Origin of the sequence: Paracraurococcus ruber, from assembly GCF_004353985.1 — a bacterium.
Taxonomy (GTDB): Bacteria; Pseudomonadota; Alphaproteobacteria; order Acetobacterales; family Acetobacteraceae; genus Paracraurococcus; species Paracraurococcus ruber.
Genome location: NZ_SMOA01000026.1, coordinates 1 through 20,090, shown reverse-complemented (window position 1 = coordinate 20,090; position 20,090 = coordinate 1). Strand labels below are relative to the sequence as shown.

At 73.2% G+C, this 20,090-nt stretch carries 21 protein-coding genes; 17 read left to right on the top strand and 4 right to left on the bottom strand.

The genetic code is table 11. The features are described from left to right. Positions 1-13 precede the first annotated feature (13 nt). From E2C05_RS32865 to E2C05_RS07690, 4 genes are all read left to right on the top strand, one after another. Positions 14-208, top strand: coding sequence for a hypothetical protein (locus tag E2C05_RS32865; RefSeq protein WP_158291999.1), 195 nt, complete (start codon positions 14-16; stop codon positions 206-208). Next, on the top strand, positions 205-1,593 hold the full coding sequence (locus tag E2C05_RS07700; protein WP_158291998.1) for an amidase: 1,389 nt from the start codon (positions 205-207) through the stop codon (positions 1,591-1,593). The genes E2C05_RS32865 and E2C05_RS07700 overlap by 4 nt, the downstream gene beginning before the upstream one ends. Before the next feature lie 97 nt (positions 1,594-1,690). After that, positions 1,691-2,434 (top strand): histidine phosphatase family protein, encoded by a 744-nt coding sequence (locus E2C05_RS07695; RefSeq protein WP_133219033.1) that lies wholly within the window; start codon positions 1,691-1,693, stop codon positions 2,432-2,434. Continuing rightward, complete coding sequence (locus E2C05_RS07690; RefSeq protein WP_133219032.1) at positions 2,434-2,865, top strand: DoxX family protein; 432 nt, start codon at positions 2,434-2,436, stop codon at positions 2,863-2,865. The genes E2C05_RS07695 and E2C05_RS07690 overlap by 1 nt, the downstream gene beginning before the upstream one ends. A 68-nt stretch (positions 2,866-2,933) precedes the next feature. On the opposite strand, the gene E2C05_RS07685 is transcribed toward E2C05_RS07690, so the two are convergent. After that, positions 2,934-3,278 carry a nuclear transport factor 2 family protein gene (locus tag E2C05_RS07685; RefSeq protein WP_133219031.1) on the bottom strand — a complete coding sequence of 115 codons (345 nt, stop codon included), beginning with the start codon at positions 3,276-3,278 and terminating at the stop codon, positions 2,934-2,936. Between the two features lie 216 nt (positions 3,279-3,494). On the opposite strand from E2C05_RS07685, the gene E2C05_RS07680 reads away from it, so the two are divergent. The 4 genes from E2C05_RS07680 (at position 3,495) to E2C05_RS07665 (ending at position 6,542) form a co-directional block, all read left to right on the top strand. Further along, positions 3,495-4,013 carry a sigma-70 family RNA polymerase sigma factor gene (locus E2C05_RS07680; RefSeq protein WP_240046643.1) on the top strand — a complete coding sequence of 173 codons (519 nt, stop codon included), beginning with the start codon at positions 3,495-3,497 and terminating at the stop codon, positions 4,011-4,013. A 126-nt stretch (positions 4,014-4,139) separates the two neighbouring features. Further along, positions 4,140-4,793, top strand: a complete 654-nt coding sequence (locus tag E2C05_RS07675) for an NrsF family protein (protein WP_133219029.1) — start codon at positions 4,140-4,142, stop codon at positions 4,791-4,793. Between the two features lie 110 nt (positions 4,794-4,903). Next, positions 4,904-5,611 (top strand): 2OG-Fe(II) oxygenase, encoded by a 708-nt coding sequence (locus E2C05_RS07670; RefSeq protein WP_133219028.1) that lies wholly within the window; start codon positions 4,904-4,906, stop codon positions 5,609-5,611. A 400-nt stretch (positions 5,612-6,011) separates the two neighbouring features. Beyond that, positions 6,012-6,542 carry an MORN repeat-containing protein gene (locus E2C05_RS07665; RefSeq protein WP_158291997.1) on the top strand — a complete coding sequence of 177 codons (531 nt, stop codon included), beginning with the start codon at positions 6,012-6,014 and terminating at the stop codon, positions 6,540-6,542. Here E2C05_RS07665 and E2C05_RS32860 read toward each other — a convergent pair. Next, positions 6,529-6,690, bottom strand: coding sequence for a hypothetical protein (locus tag E2C05_RS32860; RefSeq protein WP_158291996.1), 162 nt, complete (start codon positions 6,688-6,690; stop codon positions 6,529-6,531). The two genes, E2C05_RS07665 and E2C05_RS32860, sit on opposite strands and share 14 nt — an antisense overlap. A gap of 118 nt (positions 6,691-6,808) precedes the next feature. On the opposite strand from E2C05_RS32860, the gene E2C05_RS07660 reads away from it, so the two are divergent. Beyond that, complete coding sequence (locus tag E2C05_RS07660) at positions 6,809-8,557, top strand: acetolactate synthase catalytic subunit (RefSeq protein ID WP_133219026.1); 1,749 nt, start codon at positions 6,809-6,811, stop codon at positions 8,555-8,557. Continuing rightward, positions 8,557-9,588, top strand: coding sequence for a zinc-dependent alcohol dehydrogenase (locus tag E2C05_RS07655; RefSeq protein WP_133219025.1), 1,032 nt, complete (start codon positions 8,557-8,559; stop codon positions 9,586-9,588). The genes E2C05_RS07660 and E2C05_RS07655 overlap by 1 nt, the downstream gene beginning before the upstream one ends. Before the next feature lie 110 nt (positions 9,589-9,698). Here the strand turns inward: E2C05_RS07655 and denD are convergent, their stop codons facing one another. Next, a complete protein-coding gene (gene denD / locus E2C05_RS07650) occupies positions 9,699-10,685 on the bottom strand; it encodes a D-erythronate dehydrogenase (protein WP_133219024.1) in 987 nt (328 codons plus the stop codon). A gap of 78 nt (positions 10,686-10,763) precedes the next feature. Here denD and E2C05_RS07645 point away from each other — a divergent pair, with 78 nt between their 5' ends. The 6 genes from E2C05_RS07645 (at position 10,764) to E2C05_RS07620 (ending at position 17,310) form a co-directional block, all read left to right on the top strand. After that, entirely contained in the window at positions 10,764-11,927 is a 1,164-nt protein-coding gene (locus E2C05_RS07645; protein ID WP_133219023.1) for a diaminopropionate ammonia-lyase, read from the top strand. A gap of 110 nt (positions 11,928-12,037) precedes the next feature. Then, positions 12,038-13,375 (top strand): sn-glycerol-3-phosphate ABC transporter substrate-binding protein UgpB, encoded by a 1,338-nt coding sequence (gene ugpB / locus E2C05_RS07640; RefSeq protein ID WP_133219022.1) that lies wholly within the window; start codon positions 12,038-12,040, stop codon positions 13,373-13,375. 78 nt (positions 13,376-13,453) lie between these two features. Further along, complete coding sequence (gene ugpA / locus E2C05_RS07635) at positions 13,454-14,335, top strand: sn-glycerol-3-phosphate ABC transporter permease UgpA (protein WP_133219021.1); 882 nt, start codon at positions 13,454-13,456, stop codon at positions 14,333-14,335. Continuing rightward, a complete protein-coding gene (ugpE, locus tag E2C05_RS07630; protein WP_456306485.1) occupies positions 14,322-15,209 on the top strand; it encodes a sn-glycerol-3-phosphate ABC transporter permease UgpE in 888 nt (295 codons plus the stop codon). The genes ugpA and ugpE overlap by 14 nt, the downstream gene beginning before the upstream one ends. Continuing rightward, a complete protein-coding gene (ugpC, locus tag E2C05_RS07625) occupies positions 15,209-16,282 on the top strand; it encodes a sn-glycerol-3-phosphate ABC transporter ATP-binding protein UgpC (protein WP_133219020.1) in 1,074 nt (357 codons plus the stop codon). Before ugpE ends, ugpC begins: the two co-directional genes overlap by 1 nt. Before the next feature lie 53 nt (positions 16,283-16,335). Beyond that, positions 16,336-17,310 carry a Bug family tripartite tricarboxylate transporter substrate binding protein gene (locus E2C05_RS07620; RefSeq protein WP_133219019.1) on the top strand — a complete coding sequence of 325 codons (975 nt, stop codon included), beginning with the start codon at positions 16,336-16,338 and terminating at the stop codon, positions 17,308-17,310. 314 nt (positions 17,311-17,624) lie between these two features. Here the strand turns inward: E2C05_RS07620 and E2C05_RS07615 are convergent, their stop codons facing one another. Next, on the bottom strand, positions 17,625-18,860 hold the full coding sequence (locus E2C05_RS07615; protein ID WP_133219018.1) for an ABC transporter substrate-binding protein: 1,236 nt from the start codon (positions 18,858-18,860) through the stop codon (positions 17,625-17,627). 153 nt (positions 18,861-19,013) lie between these two features. On the opposite strand from E2C05_RS07615, the gene E2C05_RS07610 reads away from it, so the two are divergent. Then, complete coding sequence (locus tag E2C05_RS07610) at positions 19,014-20,021, top strand: NAD(P)H-quinone oxidoreductase (RefSeq protein WP_133219017.1); 1,008 nt, start codon at positions 19,014-19,016, stop codon at positions 20,019-20,021. The last annotated feature ends 69 nt before the right edge of the window (positions 20,022-20,090 follow it).

Sequence of the window (20,090 nt, the reverse complement as noted above, 5' to 3'; positions counted from 1 at the left end):
GGGAGAGAGAGCGATGCCGCCCGAGACCACCGAGGCCCAGTTCGATGCGCTGGTCGCGCGCGCCGGCCTGCCGCTGACTCCGGCGCAGAAGGCGACGCTGCATGCCGTCTGGGGCGGCGTGGAAGCCTGGCAGAAGCTCGTCCGCAGCCCTGCCCCGCCGCCCGAGGCCGAGCCGGCCACCACCTTCTCGGCGGAGCCTGGCCGATGATCCCGACCATCGCCGGCGCCGCTCGTGCCATCGCCGCGAAGCAGCTTTCACCGGTGGAGCTGACCGAGGCCTGCCTGGCCCGCGTCGAGGCGCTCGACGGCACGCTGAACGCCTTCATCCGGCTGGAAGCCGCGGGCGCCCGCGCCCAGGCGAAGGCGGCCGAGGCGCGCGTGATGAAGGGCGAATCGCGCGGCCCGCTCGACGGCATCCCCTTCGCGCACAAGGACATCTACTGCACCGCCGGCATCCCGACGACGGCGCATTCCAGGGTGCTGAAGGACCATGTCCCGCAGGAGGATGCGACCACCGTCCGCCTGCTGGCCGAGGCCGGCGTGGTCATGCTCGGCAAGCTGGCGACGCATGAATTCGCCTTCGGCGGGCCGAGCTTCGACCTGCCCTGGCCGCCCGCCCGCAACCCCTGGAACCCGGCGCATTTCCCGGCCGGGTCGTCCAGCGGCACCGGCGCCGCGGTCGCTGCCGGCATGATCCTCGGCGGCACGGGCTCCGACACCGGCGGGTCCATCCGCGGCCCGGCCGCGCTCTGCGGCATCGCCGGCATCAAGCCGACCTATGGCCTCTGTTCCCGCGCCGGCGTGCTGCCGCTGGCGCAGTCGCTCGACCACACGGGGCCGATGGCCTGGACGGTGGAGGACTGTGCCCTGCTGCTGCAGGCCATGGCCGGCCACGACCCCGCCGACCCGGCCAGCGCCAACCGCCCGGTGCCGGACTTCTCCGCCGAGCTCGGCCAGGGCGTGAAGGGCCTGCGCATCGGCGTCATCCGCCACTTCCACGAGACCGATGCGCCGGTCAGCCCCGCCACCCTCGCCGGGATCGATGCCGCCGCCGCGTTCTTCCGCCAGGAAGGCGCCGAGGTCCGCGACGTCACCCTGCCGTCGCTGGCCGAGTTCAACGCCTGCGGCTGGCTGATCCTGCTGACCGAATCCTTCGCGGTGCACGAGGAATGGATGCGCCGCGACCCCATGCTGTACGGGGAGCTGATGCGCGACCGCCTGGCGCTGGGTGGGATGCTCTCGGCGGCCGACTACATGGCGGCGCAGAAGAAGCGGCGGGAGCTGATCGCCGCGACGGTGGCGGCGACGCAGGACGTGGACATCCTGCTCACCGCCGCCCAGCCCGGGGAGGCGGCGCGGTTCGAGGACGTGCCGAAATGGGGCTTCCTCGAGCGGCTGAACTTCACCATTCCCTTCAACGTCACGGGCTGGCCCGGCCTCACGCTCTGCACCGGCTTCGGCGCCGGCGGGCTGCCGGTGGCCATGCAGCTCATCGGCAAGCCCTTCGCCGAGCCGACGCTGTTCCGCGCCGGCCATGCCTATGAGGCGGCGCATCCCTGGCGGGCAAAGCGGCCGGCCCTGGTCACCGGCTGACCCTTGCGTTCCACCAACGCATGAACAGGTGTTAATCCTATTCAGGTGTTGGTGGATAAACACCTGAATTCACGACTTGTTTTGCCTTGAACCCGGCATGGCGCGCGGCCAGATCGGCGCCATGCGGAACCGTATCCTTCCGGGCCTGCTGCTGGCCCTGCTCGCCCTTCCGGCCGCGGCCTCGCCGGCCGACTGGCTGCAGGCGCTGCGCGCCGGCGGCCTCGTCGTCTTCCTCCGCCATGCGGAGACGGGGCCGCCGCATCCGGACCAGGGCCAGGCCGTGCTGGGCGACTGCGCCACGCAGCGCAACCTGACCGAGGCGGGGCGCGCCCAGGCCCGCGCCATCGGCGAGGCGATGCGGGCCCTGGCGGTGCCGGTCGGCCGCGTCCTCGCCAGCCCCTATTGCCGCACGCTGGAAACCGCGGCGCTGGCCTTCGGGGACGGCGCGCCGGAGATGGCGCTGGCGCTGCCGCGGCATGTGGATGCCGCCGCGCACCGGGCGATGGGCCAGGCGCTGCGCGACCTGATCGCCCGGGCGGCGCCGGCATCCGAGGCGGGCAACCTGATCCTGGTCGGGCATTCCTACCACCTGATCGCCGCCGGCGGCCCGCCGCCGGAACCGCAGGGCGCCGCCGCCATCCTGCACCCCGATGGCGAAGGCGGGTTCCGGACGCTGGCCCTGTTGCCGCCGCAGGCCTGGGCGGACCTGGCGCGGATGGCGGCGCGGCCCGACCGCCATGCGGCGGTGGCGGACGGGTCGCCGGCCGGGGCTGCGCTGCGCGGTGCCGGGGCCGCGGCGGGCGCTGCCCCGGACCGCACCGGGCTGGCGGCCTTCCGCTGATGCCCGCCACCGCCCCCTATGCCGCCGCCCTGCTGCGCATCGCCATGGGCGTGCTGTTCCTGGCGCATGCCATCCTGTGGAAGACCATCACCGCCGGGATGACCACGCATGTCATCCCCTGGTTCATCGGCCATGGCTATCCCGCCTGGTTCGGCTGGTTCGTGACCCTCATGGAGGCGGCGGGCGGCCTGCTGCTCATCCTCGGCTGGCAGACGCGCTGGGTGGCGCTGGCCATGGCCGGGCTGATGGCCGGCATCGTCTGGCACCAATTCCCCAATGGCTGGCTCTACACGCGGCCGCTGGGCGGCTGGGAATACCCGGCCTTCTGGATGGTGGCGCTGCTGGCGCAGGCGGGGCTCGGCCCCGGCGCCTTCGCCTGGCGCGCCGCGCCGGCGACGCAAAGGGCGGTGCTGCGGCAGCCCGCGGCCTAGGCTCCAAACTCAACCAGTTCCGGCGCGACGCTGGGGTGGGGGCGAAACGGAGGCGCGGGCCACCAGCGTCAGTCAGCCATGGTCTGCTGATGCTGCACCAGCGTCCAGCGGCCGTCATCGGCACGATAGGTGGATGTGCAGAAGCAGCGGTACGGCCCTGCGCCGTCACGCTTGCCCTCGGCCGTGTAACCGAGCACCAGGACCGCGTCTCCCGCCCGGCCCACCGAGCGGTCGGTCATGGTGACCGACGCCCAACGCGGGGCCTGCGTCAGGCTTTCGAGGACATCCGCCGCGCGCATCACGCCCAAGCCGGGGAATGCCATGAGGCAGGCGGGGTCGAGCAGGTCGTCGTAGACCGAGGCGCCCTCCAGCCAGAACCGTTGCTCCAGCGCCCAGATCGCCTGCTCGTCCACGCTCGTCTCCGGTCGGTGCCTGCGTCCCCAGACCTAGCCGGCTTCGGCTCGCCGACGCTACGCGCTGATCGGGTTGGGACCCTGGGGCGGATCGGCGACGGGCCCTGGCCCCCGCCTGTCGTCGCCCGGACAACCCCTGTATAGGCTTCGCCCGGGCAGAGGGGACCCGGGCGCCGCATGGCCGGAGACCGCGATGGCGGAGAGTGGGAGGCGTGGATGGTCGCGGCCCAGGCGGGCGACCAGCGCGCCTATGACCGGCTGCTGCGCGCCATCCTGCCCTTCCTGCGCGCCGTGGTCCGCCGCCGCATCGCCCATGCGGCCGAAGCGGAGGATGCCGTGCAGGATGCCCTGCTGACCCTGCACCAGTTGCGGGCAAGCTATGAGCCGGGCCGGCCGCTGCGCCCCTGGCTGGCCGCGATCGCCGAGCGGCGGGCGGTGGACCGCCTCCGCCGCCATGGCCGCCGCCAGGGGCGGGAGACGCCGATCGACGAATTCGGCGAAACCCTGGCCGCGCCGATGGCGAATGAGGGGGAGGCCAGGGTCGCCGCGGCGGAGTTGCGCGCCGCCGTGGCCGACCTGCCGCCCGCCCAGCGCACGGCGCTGGCGCTCGCCAAGCTGCAGGACCTGCCGCTGGCCGAGGCGAGCGCACGGTCCGGCATGTCGGTCGGCGCGCTGAAGGTGGCGACGCATCGGGCGGTGAAGGCGCTGCGCAAGCGGCTCGGGGCGGAGGAGTAGGGCATGGCTGCAGGACGCGGCCCGACCTTCCCGGCATCGGCCCGGCCGGGCCCGCCGGGCTCGCCGGGCGTGCCCCGGTGCGCCTTGCCGCGCCCGCGGCCATCCTCCCGCATGGGGGGGCGCTAGATGCGCAGCGAGGAGCTGATCGGCCGCCTGGCCGCCGACCTCCGCCCGGTGCGGCCGATGCCGCCGCCGGCGCTGCAGGCCCTGCAATGGCTGCTGCTTGCCCTGCTGGTGATCGGCTGTGCCGTCGCCGTCTATGGCCTGCGGCACGACATCCATGACCGCATGGCGATCATGTGGGATGTCGGGCAGTTCCTCGCCTCCGTCGCCACCGGCATCGCCGCCGCCTTCGCCGCCGCCCTGCTGGCCCGGCCGGACCGGCCCGGCGCCTGGGCCCTGCTGCCGGTGGGGCCGCTGCTGCTGTGGCTGGCGGCGCTGGGCTGGGGGACCTTCGCCGATGTCCACCGCATCGGGCCGGAGGCGATGGCCATGGACACCAGCTGGGGCTGCCTGAAATTCATCCTCGGCACCGGCACGCCGCTGACCGTCGCGCTGCTGCTGCTGCTGCGGCATGCCGGGCCGGTGCGGCCCCTGCCGGTGCTGCTGCTGGGCGGGCTGGCCTCGGCCTCCCTCGCCTCGGCCGGGCTGAGCCTGTTCCACCACCTGGACGCCATGCTGATGGTGCTCATCTGGCACGGCAGCGCGGTGGCGGTGCTGGTGGTGCTGGCCTGGGCCTTGGGCGCGCGGCTGCTGCTGCAGGTGCCGCGGCAAGGCTGACCCCCGGGGCTGACCCAAGGGGCTGACCCGCCGGGCCGGGGCGCGGCGCCGGGCCGTGCCGGCGCAACCGGCGGAGGGCACCCGCCGCCCGGCCATGCCATGCTGCGCGCATGCCGATCGAACCCCGCATCGCCGCGCTGGACTGGCCGCACATCACGCAGGAGCTGGAGAGCCATGGCGCCGCCCGCACCGGGCCGCTGCTGGCGCCGGCGGAATGCGCCGCCCTGGCCGCGCTGTATGGCGAGGCGGCGGGGTTCCGCAGCCGCGTGGTCATGGCCCGGCACGGCTTCGGCCGCGGCGAGTACCGGTATTTCGCCGCGCCGCTGCCGCCGCTGGTGGCGGGGCTGCGGGCAGGGCTCTATCCGCGCCTGGCGCCGGTGGCGAATGCCTGGAACGCCGCCATGGGCCTGCCGCGGCGCTTCCCGCCGGACCTCGCCGCCTTCACCGCCGAATGCCACGCCGCCGGCCAGGCGAAGCCGACGCCGCTGCTGCTGCGCTACGGCCCCGGCGACTACAACTGCCTGCACCAGGATCTCTATGGCGACCTGGCCTTCCCGCTGCAGGTGGCGGTGCTGCTGAGCGAGCCGGGCCGCGACTTCGAGGGCGGCGAGTTCGTGCTCACCGAGCAGCGCCCGCGCATGCAGTCGCGCGCCGAGGTGGTGCCGCTGCGGCAGGGGGAGGGGGTGGTCTTCGCCGTGCATCACCGGCCGGTGCGGGGCACGCGCGGGACCTACCGGGTCAACCTGCGCCACGGCGTCAGCCGCCTCCGCGCCGGGCAGAGGTTCACGCTGGGGGTGATCTTCCACGACGCGGCATAGGGCGGCTCGCCGGCTCGGCCGGGGATCCAGGCCGCGCCTGGTCGGCGATGGCGGAGCGGGATCCCGCATTGCGGCCTGCACGACTTCCCCGCGCGATCCGCTCCGTCGCCCAGGCCGGCGCTGCTTGAACCTGTGTCACCATTCGGACCATGCTGGGCCGGGGCGATCGACGGGCGGCATTCGCATGCAGGGCAGGGCGCGGTGCTTCCTGGCGGGATTTGTAAGCGTGGCCACCGGCTGTGCGACACCGACCCCGCACGCGACGCCGCCGGTGGCGCTGCCGGTCGCGGCGCCGGGCCAACCGGGCTGGAGCACCGATCCGGTCAGCGGCTGCCGGCTTTGGAACCCCAATCCCCGGGCGGCGGAAACGCCGCGCTGGTCCGGGGCGTGCCCGGACGGCGTGGCCTCTGGCCCCGGCACGGCGGAATGGCGGTGGCCGGGGGATGGCGAGAGCAGGCTGTTCGCCATCACCGGATCCTTCGTGGATGGCCGGCCGCAGGGGCGCGTCAGCGTCCAACAGCCGAACGGCTTCCGCTACGACGGTGCCTCGCGGGATGGCCGCCCGGAAGGCTGGGGCAGCGCGGTCTTCGCCGATGGCGGCCGCTACCAGGGCCTCTGGCGGAACGGCCGGCCCGACGGGGAAGGCAGGCTGGAACGTGCGGCCTGGACCTATGACGGCCAGTTGCACGACGGCCGGCCGCATGGCTGGGGCACGATCAGCTTCGCCAACGGCATGCGCTACGACGGCAATTGGCGCGACGGGAACGCCGAGGGATTCGGCGAACTCCATCTGCCCGCCGGCGGCCGGGTCCTGGGCTTCTGGCACGCCGGCTGTTACGGCAAGCGCGGCGGCGGGGTGGGCGTGGGCGTGGCGGTCGCGCATTGCCGGCCGGTGGGCAGCGGTGCGGCGGGGCCCGTCAGCACCCGGTGATGCGGCCGGAGGCGATGCAGTCCTGGTAGCTGAACACCCGCAGCAGCCAGGGGAAGCCGAAATAGCCGCCGGCCAGCAGCGCCAGGATCAGCAGCAGGCCGAGGGGGCCGACCAGGTCGGGGCGTGGGCGGGGCGGTTTGTCGGGCAAGGGCGGGTCCGGTCAGGGGCGCCGGCACCATAGGCCGTGCCGATGCGCCGGCAAGCACCCGGGCTTCCGCACCCCGGCGACGCTGCTACCCTGCCGGGCAACAGCCAGGGGAAACGCCATGCCGGATGCCGCCGGTCCCGCCAGCAACGCCACCGTCGCCCTCCGCCTCGCCGAGGCCTTCCGCCGCCATGGCGTGACGCTGACCTTCGGCCAGTCCCTGCCCAGCGCCTTCCACCTCGCCTCGCCGCATGTCGGCATCGACCAGAAGGTGTACCGGCAGGAGAATGCCGGCGGGACCATGGCCGACGGCTATGCCCGGATCAGCCGCAAGCCCGGCGTCGTCACGGCGCAGAACGGCCCGGCCGCGACGCTGCTGGTGCCGCCGCTGGCCGAGGCGCTGAAGGCCAGCATCCCCATCATCGCCCTGGTGCAGGAGGTGACGTGCGACGCCACCGACCGCAACGCCTTCCAGGAACTCGACCATCTCGGGATGTTCGCGCCGGTGGCGAAATGGGTGCGAAGGCTGGACCGCGCCGACCGGCTGGACGACCTGGTGGACATGGCCTTCACCGCCGCCTGCTCCGGCCGGCCGGGCCCCGCCGTGCTGCTGGTGCCGGCCGACCTGCTGACAGAGGGGGCGGCGCCGCTCTCCTCCCTGCTGCGGCCGCGCACCGCCGCGCTGGGGCGGGTGCCGCTGGACCGGCTGGTGGCCGACCCGGCCGCCATCGCCGCGGCGGCGGAGGCGCTGGCCACGGCGAGGCACCCGCTGGTGGTCGCCGGCGGCGGCGTGCATCTCTCCGACGCGTCGGCCGAACTGGCGGCGCTGCAGGAGGCGGCGCATCTGCCGGTCGGCACCACGGTCATGGGCAAGGGCGCAGCGGATGAGGCGCACCCGCTGACGCTCGGCGTCATCGGCTATGTCATGGGCCAGGGCAGCCGCACCCAGGCGCTGCGGCCGATGGTGGACCGCGCCGATGTCGTGCTGCTGGTCGGCAACCGCACCAACCAGAACGGCACGGATTCCTGGAAGCTGTTCGGCAAGGGAACACGCTTCATCCACCTCGACATGGACCCCATGGAGGTCGGGCGGAATTACGAGGCGATGCGGCTGGTCGGCGATGCGAAGCTGACCCTGGCCGCGCTGACGGACGCGTTGACGGCGCGCGACCTGTCCGCCCGCGCCGCCGCGCGCCCGGCGATCGAGTCGGAGATCGCCGCGGGCGTCGGCGCCTGGCGCCGGACCATCGAGGGCCTGGTCACGCGCGACGCGCCGCTGCCGCGCCCCGAACGCCTGATGGCGGAACTCGACGCGCTGCTGCGGCCGGAGGACATCGTGGTGGCCGATGCCTCCTACTCCTCCATCTGGGTGGCGAACTACCTGACCGCGAAGCGCGCCGGGCAGCGCTTCCTGACGCCGCGCGGCATCGCTGGCCTGGGCTGGGGCCTGCCCATGGCGATCGGGGCGAAGATCGCGGCGGAGGAGGCGGGAAGCGGCGCGCGCGTCGTCTGCCTCTGCGGCGATGGCGGCTTCGCGCATAGCTGGGCGGAGCTGGAGACGCTGCGGCGGCTGGAATTGCCGGTGACCACCATCGTGCTGAACAACGGCATCCTCGGCTACCAGAAGCATGCCGAGGAGGTGAAATTCGGCGAGCACACCAAGGCGGTGAATTTCACCGCCGTGGACCATGCCGCCATCGCCCGCGCCTGCGGCGTCGAGGGCGTGCGGGTGGAGCGCAGCGCCGGCATCCGCGGCGCGCTGGAATCGGCGCTGGCGGCGCGGCAGCCCGTGCTGATCGACATGGTGACCGACCCCGATGCGAAGCCGCCGATCAGCGTCTTCGCCGGCCACTACCCGGAGCCCTTCTGATGCTGGCCCTGCGCAAGACCGGGGCGGCATTCGGCCTGGAGTTCCAGGAGGTGCCGGACCCGCCGCCGCCCGGACCGGCCGAGGTGGTGCTGCGGGTGGATGCGGTCGGCATCTGCGGCTCCGACGTCCATGCCTATGAGTGGACGGAGGGCTACGGCTTCATGGTGCCGCACCTGCCGCTGACCATGGGGCATGAGTTCTGCGGCACGGTCGTGCGCAACGGCACCGGATCGGGCTTCGCCGAGGGCGACCGCGTCGCCGTCATCCCCTTCGTCTTCTGCGGCTTCTGCGCGAACTGCCGCGCCGGCGACACGCGCAACTGCCTCAAGCGGGAAGGGATCGGCCTGACCCGCGACGGCGGCTTCCAGGCGGAGGTGCGGGTGCCGTCGCGCTGCTGCGTCGCGCTGCCGGCGGGGATGGAGGCCGAGGTGGCGGCGCTGACCGAGCCGCTCGGCGTCGGGATGGAGGCGGTGCTGACCGGCGCGGTCGGCCTGGGCGATACGGTCCTGGTGCTGGGGCCGGGCACGATCGGGCAGGCCATCGCGCTGTTTGCCCGGCTGGCGGGGGCGGCGCGGGTGATCGTCGCCGGCCGCGCCGATGCGCCGCGCTTCGCGGTGCTGCGCGCCCTGGGTTTCTCCGAGTTGGTGGACGTGGCCGAAGGCCCGCTGAAGGACCAGGTTCTCGCGCTGACCGGCGGGCGGGCGGTGGACGTGGTGTTGGAGGCGACGGGCGTGCCGGCCTCCATCACCGAGGGGCTTTCGGTGCTGAAGAAGGGCGGCGTCATCGTCGCCGCCGGCATCCATGCCGCGCCGCTGACCCTGCCGCTGACCGATTTCGTGCGCATGCGCCACCAGCTGCGGGCGAGCCATGGCGCGGAGCGGCGGACCTGGGACCGCGTGCTGGCGCATCTCGGCCAGGACCCGGAGGCCTTCCGGCCGATGATCACGCACCGCCTGCCGCTGGAACGCGGGCTGGAAGGCTTCGAACTCGCGCGCCAGCGCGCCGCGAGCAAGGTGATCCTGACGCCCTGACTCGCGGTTTCCAAAGGCCCTTCGGCCAATGCGGGTCCCACGGACGATGCTGCGCATCGTCCGTGGGTTCCCGGGTGGGGGGATCCAAAGGGGGGCAAGGCCCCCCTTTGCTACACCCCCCGCTCGGCGCGCGTCGCCGCCAGGTCGTCCTCGATGAAGGCCTGGATGAGCTCTTCCAGGCTCTCCTGCTCGGAGAAGCCCAGCAGCCTTCGCGCCCGTTCGGCGGTGAAGCTGGCCGGCCAGGTGCCGACGATGGCCTCGATCGCCGGGTCGGGCGCGTGCCTGACCCGCGCCCGCGCCTCCGGCCCCGCCACCTCGGCCAGCGCGCTCAGCATCTTGCCGACGGTGGCGCTGCGGCCGGGCAAGTTGATGCCGCGGTCCAGCCCCAGCGGCTTCGTGTCCATCGTCATCGCGTGCAGGAACCAGTCCACCGCCCGCCGCGGCGAGCAGATCCAGACCGCGAACTCCTCCGGCACCGGCAGCTCGGTCTCGAGGCCCAGCAGCGGCTCCCGCAGGATGGCCGAGACGAAGCTCGACGCCGCCTTGTTCGGCCGGCCCGGGCGGATGATGACGGTGGGCAGGCGGATGTTCACCGCATCGAGGAAGCCCTTGCGGGTGGCATCCTGCAGCAGCAGCTCGCCGATCGCCTTCTCGGCGCCGTAGGAATTGCCGGGAAGCTGCCGGGCATCGTCCTCCAGCCGCGCCTCCTGCCCGCCGCTGAAGCTGGCGACCGAGGAGGTGAAAACGACGCGGGGCGGCGTCGCGAGCGCCCGGCAGGCCTGCAGCACCGCCAGGGTGCCGTGCAGGTTCACGGTCAGGCCGAGGTCGAAATCCGCCTCCGCCTGGGCGGAGACCACGGCGGCCAGGTGGACCACCACGCCGGTCCCGGCCGGGATCGCGGCCTTCACCGCTGCCGGGTCGGCGATGTTCCCGCCCAGGCAGCGGACCGGGAAGGGGGCGGAGAGGGGGGGAGGCGCCTGCAGGTCGAACAGGGTCAGGCCGGTGATGGCCTGGCCGCCCAGCGCGCCTTCCTCCGCCAGCCGCCGGGCCAGCTTGCGGCCGAGGAAGCCCCCGCCGCCCAGGATCGTGATCTGCATGGCGTTCCTTCCGCTGCCCAGGGGGTCGCTGTGTCGCGCCTTGGCAGGCGGCGCGCAAGCGGGCCATGGTCCGCCGCCATGACGATTCCGCGCCGACCCTATCGCCTGCTGCTCAACCGCCATGCCGGCACGCCCGGCGTGGTCGTCCTGCCCGAGGGCGGCTTCCGCCGCGCGAGGGAGGAAATCACCGCCTGGCCCGGCTATGCGCCCACCCCGCTGCTGCCGCTGGCCGAGCTGGCGCAGGCGGCGCGGGTCGCCGCCATCCACTGGAAGGACGAGGGGCCGCGCTTCGGCCTGGGCAGCTTCAAGGCGCTGGGCGGGGCCTATGCAGTGATGAAGCTGCTGCAGGCGGAACTGGCCCGCCGCGGCGCCGCCAATGCCGCGACGGCGGCGGAGATGGCGGACGGCACCCACAAGGACGCGACCGGCGCCATCACCGTCACCTGTGCGACGGACGGCAACCATGGCCGCAGCGTCGCCTGGGGCGCGCAGCGCTTCCGCTGCCGCTGCGTGATCTTCGTGCATGAAGGCGTGAGCCAGGGCCGCCGCGACGCCATTGCGAGATACGGCGCCGAGATCCGGGTGGTGCCCGGCACCTATGACGACGCCGTGCGCGCCGCCCAGCGCACCGCCGAGGCGGAGGCCTGGTTCGTCGTCTCCGACACCTCCTATCCCGGCTATACCGAGGTGCCGCGCGACGTCATGCAGGGCTACCGGCTGATGGCCGAGGAAGCGGCCGAGGCGATCCCCGAGCCGCCGACGCATGTCTTCATCCAGGGCGGCGTCGGGGGCGTCGCGGCCGCCGTCTCGGTCCAGATGCGGGCGCGCTACGGGACCAGGGCGCCGAGGCTGGTGGTGGTGGAGCCGGACCGCGCCGCCTGCCTGCTGGCCAGCGCCGAGGCCGGGCGGCCGGTGACGGTCGAGGGCGATCTCGACACGCTGATGGCGGGCCTCGCCTGCGGCGAGCCGAGCCTGCTGGCCTGGCAGGAGCTGGAGCGCGCCGCCTTCGCCTGGATGGCGGTGCCGGACGAATCCGCCGTGGACTGCATGCGCCTGCTGGCGAGGCGGACGCCGAAGCTGGAGGCGGGGGAGAGCGCCGTCGCCGGCCTGGCCGCCCTGCTGCTGCTGGCGCGCGACCCCTTCGGCCGCGCCGCGCTGGGGCTGGAGGAGGGGAGCCGCGTCCTGCTGTTCGGGACGGAGGGGGCGACCGATCCCGAGCTCTATGCCCGGCTGACCGCCTGACCGCGGCGCCGGCGCATGCCCCCTTCATCGTTTCGACTTTTTGTTGTCACATGGCCTTAACGGGGCGCCGTTACCTGCCGCACCGCACAATGAACCGGGGAGTCTTCGCCATGCATCGCCGTTCCCTCCTGGCCGGGGCCGCCGCCCTCGGCCTCGCCGCGCCTGCCAGCATCCGGGCGCAGGGCACCGGGCGCACCACCATCGAGTTCTGGTACGGCCTGTCCGGGGCGCTCGGCGAGCGGGTGGCGGAGCAGGTGAAGCGCTTCAACGACAGCCAGCAGCGCTTCACGGTGAATGCCAGCTTCAAGGGCAGCTACATCGACACCATGACCGGCGCCATCGCCGCCTGGCGCGCCGGCAACCCGCCGCACATCGCCCAGGTGTTCGAGGTGGGGACGGCCACCATGATGGCGGCCGGCCCGGCGATCCGCCCGGTGCACCAGCTGCTGGGCGAGGCCGGGGTGGAGCTGGACCCGAAGCGCTACCTCGCCGGCGTCCGCGGCTACTACAGCGACACCCAGGGGCGGCTGATCTCCATGCCGCACAACTCGTCCTCGGCCATCATGTGGCTGAACCTCGATGCCTTCGAGAAGGCCGGGCTGTCCACCACCGACCTGCCGCGCACCTGGCGCCAGGTCCGCGCCGCGGCGGAGCGGATCAAGGCGGCGAATGCCACGCCGGCCGCCATCACCACCACCTGGCCGACCTGGGTGATGATGGAGCAGATGGCGTCCATGCACGACATCCCCTTCGCCACCCGCGCCAACGGGTTCGAGGGGATGAATGCCGAGCTGCAGCTGGCCAGCCCCTTCTTCCAGAAGCACATGGACTTCCTGCTGCAGCTGCAGAAGGACGGGCTGTTCCGCTATGGCGGCCGGGACAATGCCGCCGACCCGCTCTTCCCGGCGGGGGAGGCGGCGATCAGCTTCAACTCCTCCGGCCTGCGGGCGCGGGTGGAGCGGGAGGCGAAGTTCAAGTGGGTCAGCGTGCCGCTGCCCTTCCATGACGACGTCATCCAGCAGCCGAAGAACGGCGTCATCGGCGGCGCCAGCCTGTGGGTGCTGTCCGCCCGCAACCGCCCGGCCGAGGAATACCGCGGCGTGGCGGAGTTCTTCCGCTTCATCTCCGATGTCGACCAGGACCTGTGGTGGCACAAGGTCACCGGCTATGTCCCGCTGACCACCGCGGCGGCGGACAAGGGCCGGGCCGAGGGCTACTACCAGCAGAACCCGGGCGCCGACGCGGCCATCCGCCAGCTCTCGCGCGCCGAGCCGACGCCGAATTCCATGGGCTTCCGCCTGGGCGGCTTCGTCGAGATCCGCAACGTGATCCAGGAGGAGCTTGAGAAGGCGCTGCAGGGCCAGCAGAACGCCGTCCAGGCGCTGGAGGCGGCGAACCGCCGCGGCAACGTGGTGCTGCGGAATTTCGAGCGGGCGAACCGGGCCTGAGCCACCCGGGGAGGGCGTTGCCCTCCCCGGATCCTCCCACCAGGGGCCGCGGGGCCCCTGGAAACCAGGAGTCCGCGGTTGGAACGGAAGGTCGTCTTCAGGGGCAAGGCGCTGCCGCTGGCGCTGCTGGCGCCGCAGCTGCTCATCACCATCGTCTTCTTCTTCTGGCCGGCCGGGCAGGCGGTGTGGTTCTCCTTCCTGCGGCAGGACGCCTTCGGCATCCGCTCGACCTTCGTCGGGCTCGAGAATTTCACCGACCTCTTCGCCGACCCGCTCTACCTCGAGACCATCCGCAACACCGTGGTGTTCTCCACCGGCGTCACGGTCATCGCGCTGGCCACCGCCCTGCTGCTGGCGGTGCTGGCGGACCGGCAGATCCGCGGCAGCGGCGCCTACCGCACGCTGCTGATCTGGCCCTATGCCATCGCCCCCGCGGTCGCCGCCGTGCTGTGGATCTTCCTGTTCCACCCGCAGATCGGGCTGGTCGGGCGGGCGCTGAACGGCGCCGGCATCCCGTGGGACTACAAGCTGAACGGCAACCAGGCGATGCTGATGGTCATCCTCGCCTCCGCCTGGAAGCAGGTCTCCTACAACTTCATCTTCTTCCTGGCGGGGCTGCAGAGCATCCCGAAGAGCGTGCTGGAGGCGGCGGCGATCGACGGCGCCCGGCCGGCCTACCGCTTCTGGACCATCACCTTCCCGCTGCTCTCGCCCACCACCTTCTTCCTGCTGGTGGTGAACCTGGTCTATGCCTTCTTCGACACCTTCGGCGTCATCGACGCGCTGACCAAGGGCGGCCCGGCCAAGGCGACGGAGACGCTCATCTACCGCGCCTATGTGGACGGCCGGGTCAACCTCGACATCGGCCTGTCCTCGGCGCAATCCGTGGTGCTGATGCTGGTCGTCATCGCCCTCACCGCCATCCAGTTCCGGTTCATCGAACGCCGTGTCCACTACTGAAACGACGCGGGGCCTGGCCCTGCCGGCCGAGGCCGCGCCGCACCGCCAGGGCCCCCGGCCGGACTGGGTGGCGCATGCCGTCCTGCTGCTGGGCGTGCTGCTGTTCTTCCTGCCCATCTGGATCGTCCTGATGGGCTCGACGCATGACGCCGCGACCATCGGCCGCGGCGAGGTGCCGCTGCTGCCCGGCGGCCATGCGCTGGAGAATTACCGCGCCGCGCTGGAACAGGGCGGCGCCGGCGTGCCGGTCGGGCGCATGCTGTTCAACAGCACGGTGATGGCGCTGGCCATCGCGGTGGGCAAGATCGCCATCTCCATCATCTCGGCCTATGCCGTGGTGTTCTTCCGCTTCCCGTTCCGGCAGCTGGCCTTCTGGTCGATCTTCATCACCCTGATGCTGCCGGTGGAGGTGCGGATCTTCCCCACCTTCAAGGTCGTCTCCGACCTCGGGCTGGTGAACACCTATGCCGGGCTGATCATCCCGATCATCGCCTCGGCGACCGCGACCCTGCTGTTCCGCCAGTTCTTCCTGACCATCCCGGACGAGTTCGTCGAGGCGGCGAAGATGGACGGCGCCGGGCCGGTGCGGTTCTTCCTCGACGTCGTGCTGCCGCTGTCGCGCACCAACATGGCGGCGCTCTTCGTCATCCTCTTCGTCTATGGCTGGAACCAGTATCTCTGGCCGCTGCTGGTCGCCACCTCGGCCGATGTGGAGACCATCGTCATCGGCATGGTGAAGATGATCGGGTCCGAGGCGAACACCGACTGGAACATCGTCATGGCCACCTGCGTGCTGGCGCTGCTGCCGCCGGTCGCGGTCGTGGTCCTCATGCAGCGCTGGTTCGTCAAGGGCCTGACGGAGACCGAGAAGTAATGGCTACCTTGGATCTGTCGGGGGTGCAGAAGGCCTTCGGCGCCACCCGCGTGCTGCACGGCGTCGACCTCGCCGTGGCGGATGGCGAGATGATCGTCATCGTCGGCGCCTCCGGCTGCGGCAAGTCCACCCTGCTGCGAATCGTGGCGGGGCTGGAGACGCCGACGGCCGGCAGCGTCCGCATCGGCGGCCGCGACGTGACGGCGCTGGAGCCGGCCGACCGCGACATCGCCATGGTCTTCCAGAACTACGCGCTCTACCCGCACATGAGCGTGGCGCAGAACATGGGCTACGGCCTGAAGATCCGCGGCCTGCCGCGGCCCGAGATCGACCGCCGCGTCCGCGACGCCGCCGCCCTGCTGGGGATCGAGGCGCTGCTGGACCGGCGGCCGCGGCAGCTTTCGGGCGGCCAGCGCCAGCGCGTCGCCATGGGCCGCGCCATCGTCCGCGAGCCGAAGCTCTTCCTGTTCGACGAGCCGCTGTCGAACCTCGACGCCAAGCTGCGGGTGCAGATGCGGGCCGAGATCCGCCGGCTGCAGAAGCGGCTCGGCGTCACATCCCTGTTCGTCACGCATGACCAGATCGAGGCGATGACGCTCGGCGACCGCCTGGTCGTCATGCATCAGGGCCATGCCGCGCAGGTGGCGACGCCGATGGAGATCTTCGAGCGGCCGGCCGACACCTACGTGGCCGGCTTCATCGGCAGCCCGGCGATGAACTTCCTCGAAGGCGTGCTGGCCGGGGGGGGCCGCGCCGTGGCGCTGCGGGCCGGCCCCACCATCCCCTTCGCCGATGGCCCGCGCCCCGGCCCGGACGGGCTGCCGCTGACCATCGGCCTGAGGCCGGAGCATCTGCGGCTGGAGGCGGGCGGGCTGCCGCTGGCCATCGACCTGGCCGAGCCGTTGGGGTCGGAGACCGTGCTGCATGGCCGCCTGCCGGACGGGGAGGCGCTGGTGATCCGCCTGGCCGGGCCCGCCCCGCGCGACGGCACCCTGCCGGTGACGCTGCCGGCGGAGCACCTGCATGTCTTCGTCGCCGAGGGCGGCCGCCGGCTCGATCCCGCCCCGGCTTGATCCCGGCCGGGGGCTGGGCCATCTCCCGCCGCAACAAGCCGGGGGATCCGCCCATGCAACGCCGCTCCGTCCTGACCCTCGCCGCCGCCGGCCTCGCCCTGCCGGCGGTCGGCCGCGCCCAGGCGCCCTGGCCCAGCCAGCCCGTCCGGCTGGTCGTGCCCTTCGCCGCCGGCGGGCCCACCGACATCCCCGCCCGGCTCTTCGCCGAGGAATTGTCGAAGATCCTGCCGCAGCGGGTGGTCGTGGAGAACCGCACCGGCGCCGGCGTGGTCGTCGGGTCGGAGGTGGTGGCGAAGGCGCCGAAGGACGGCCACACCCTGCTCTACAACACCATCGCCCATTCGGTGCTGCGCGCGCTGTTCCCGCGCCTGCCCTTCGATCCCGTCGCGGATTTCCAGCCCGTCGCGCTGCTCGGCGTCATCCCGATGGTGCTGCTGGTGAACAAGGACCTGCCCGCCCGCAGCCTGCAGGACCTGGTCGCGCTCTACCGCGCCAATCCCGGCAAGTACGACTACGGCAGCAGCGGCAATGGCGGCGCCGTGCACCTGGCGACCGAGCTGTTCCTGGCGCGCGCCGGCGGCCTCGCGGTGAACCACGTGCCCTATCGCGGCTCGGCCGCCGGCATGCCGGACCTGCTCTCGGGCCGGCTGGCGATGTTCATGGATGTCGCGGCGGGCGGCCTGCCCTACCACACCCGCGGCGATGCCCGGGCGCTCGGCGTGTCCGCCGACCGTCGCCTGGCCCAGGCGCCGGAGGTGCCGACCTTCGCCGAGGCCGGCATCCAGGGCGCCGAGAGCTACACCTGGCACATGGTGCTGGCCCCGGCCGGCACGCCGGCGCCGGTGGTGCAGGCGATCAACGCCGCCTTCAACCAGGTGGCGGCGCAGGACAATGTCCGCCGCCGCCTGACCGACCTGACCATGGATCTCCGCAGCGACACGACGCCGGAGACGGCGACGCGCTGGCTGATGGACGAGATCGCCAAGTGGGAGGCGACGATCCGCCAGGCCGGCATCCGGGTGGAATAGCGCTCGCGGCCGGGACGCCGCCCGGCCGCGCGATCCCGGTGCGGGCAGGCGACGGAACGCGGCGGATCGCCGTCGCCTTCGCGCCGCAGCATGGTGGGTCCGCGGTGGCGGGACAGGTGGGCTTGGCCGTCGCGCCGTGGCCGCATCCCGTCGCGGCGGCAGGGTCTGCGCCGCGTCCGGTCCGCCCACAGGCGGCATGCCCGCGGATGGATGGCGTCCGCCGCGCGGCCGGATGGCGCGGCCCGCTTGCCCCGCCTTGCGCCCATGGCTGGTCGGCCGGTCCCGACCGACGCCCCGCGTCGGCGCGGGCCCCGCTACCCCACCGCGCCCATGCTGGCCCGCAGGGCGGCGGTCGCCGCTTCGGCCGGCGCCACCGCCACCAGCCTGCCGCCCTGCCATTGCTGCAGCAGGACCCGCGTCCGCTGGTTCTGCCCCTTGTCGTCGAAGCGGATGCCCCAGCCATTCGCCGTGCCGCCCTCCGGCACCTCGGTCGCGGCCAGCGCGGCGCGGATGCGGTCGCGCTCCGGCGCGGCGGCGCGCTGGATGGCATCGAACCCCGCCCGGGCGCCGACATAGTTCGCCAGGCTGTGGCCCGACCGCGGCTCGCTGCCGTAGCGCTTGCGATAGAGCTCCAGGAAGGGGCGCACGCCCGGCGCGAAGCGGTCGTTCACCTCATAGCCCGGGACATCGGCGACCAGCGTGCCCTCGAAATCCGGGCCGATGGCATGCGCCGAATCCACCAGGCTGTAGCCGGCGCCGGCGCCGATCACCATGCGCGGCCGCCAGGCGGCCTCCCGCAGGCCGCGGTACAGCAGCAGGATGTCGTTCTGGTAGCCGGCATGCAGCAGCACGTCGGCGCCGTGGCCGCGCAGCCGTTGGATGATCGGCGCCCATTCGATGCTGCGCGCGCCATAGCCCACCCTCTCGGCCAGCGGCAGGGCGCGGGCCTTCAGCTGCGCCTCCGCCGCCGCGGCGAAGGACTGGCCATAGAGGCTGTCCTCGTGCAGCAGCACGATCTTCAGCCCGCCGGCCGGCACGGTCCAGGCCGCGGCCAGCAGGTCGGGGATGGCATCCACCGCCACGCGGCCGAATTCCGTGGCGCGCGGCGCGGTGCGGAACAGCAGACGGAAGCCGCGCTCGGTGATCGGGTCGGCGATGGCGCCGAGCTCGAGATAGGGCACGCCGGCCAGCTCCGCCGCCTGGCTGGCGGCGAAGGAGAGCGGGGAGGCGCAGGTGCCGAGGATGGCCAGCGCCCGGTCCGGCCCGATCAGCCGCTTCGCCTCGGCCTGCGCCCGTTCGGCATCCGCCGCGTCGCCGCGCAGCAGCCGGATCGGCCGGCCGAGCAGGCCGCCGGCGGCGTTGCGCTCCTCGGCCGCCAGTTCCAGGCCGCGGAAATGCTCGTCGCCCAGCAGCGCGAGCGGGCCGGTGAAGGGGAACAGCGCGCCCAGCCGCGTGCTGCCGCCCTCGGCCGGCTGCTGCGCCAGGGCCGGGCGCGCGGCCGCGAGGGCGGCGAGGCCGCCGAGCAGCGGGCGGCGGGCGAAGCGGGCCATGGCCAGGTGCCTTCGGGGACAGGTGCCTTCGGGGGCGGGATTCGCGCGGATACTCAGCGCGGCCGCGCGAACGCGCAACCCCGCCCGCCGCCGCGGCTTGACGGGGCGCGGGTCGGGGCGGAAACCTCCGCGCCCCGCCGGAGACCGACCGCCATGCCCAGCCTGCCCGAGACCATGACCTATATCGACCACGGCGCCGGCGGCGCGCCGGAGGTGCTGGTGCCGAAGCAGGGCCCGCTGCCGCGGCCGCGGGAGGATGAGGTGCTGATCCGCGTGCTGGCCACCGGCGTGAACCGGCCGGACGTGGCGCAGCGCAAGGGCGAATACCCGCCGCCGCCCGGCGCCAGCCCGGTCATCGGGCTGGAGACGGCGGGGGAGGTGGTGGCGGTCGGCCCGCAGGCCGGACCCTGGCAGGTCGGCGACCGGGTCTGCGCCCTGACCAATGGCGGCGCCTATGCCGAATACTGCGTCGCGCCGGCGGCGCAGTGCCTGCCCTGGCCCAAGGGCTACGACGCCATCCGCGCCGCGGCGCTGCCCGAGACCTTCTTCACCGTCTGGGCCAACCTGTTCGGCCATGGCAGGCTGGCCGCCGGCGAGACCGTCCTGATCCACGGGGGAACCTCGGGCATCGGCGTCACCGCCATCCAGCTCGCGAAGGCCTTCGGTGCGACGGTGATCGCCACCGCCGGCAGCGCCGCCAAATGCGCCGCGATGACGAAGCTCGGCGCCGACCACGCGGTGAACTACCGCGAGCAGGATTTCGCCGAGGCGGTGAAGGAAGCGACCGGCGGCAGGCTGGCCGACGTCGTGCTGGACATGGTCGGCGCCGAGTATTTCGCCCGCAACCTGCGCTGCCTGGCGATGGACGGGCGGCTGGTCATCATCGCCTTCCTCGGCGGGTTCGAGGCGGCGAAGGTGGACCTGCGCCCGATCATGACCCGCCGCCTGACCGTGACGGGCAGCACCATGCGGCCGCGCACCACCGCCCAGAAGGGCGAGATCGCCGCGGCGCTGCGCGGCAAGGTCTGGCCGCTGCTGGAGGAAGGCAAGGTCGCGCCGCCGATCCACCAGGTCTTCCCGCTGGCCGAGGCGGCGGCGGCGCATGCGCTGATGGAGACCAGCACGCATATCGGCAAGATCATGCTGCGGGTGGCGGCGTGACACGGCGGCGCGCGGCGCGGGACCGGGCACCGCCGCCCGCGCGGCACCCGTGCCGCGGCGCCCCGTCGG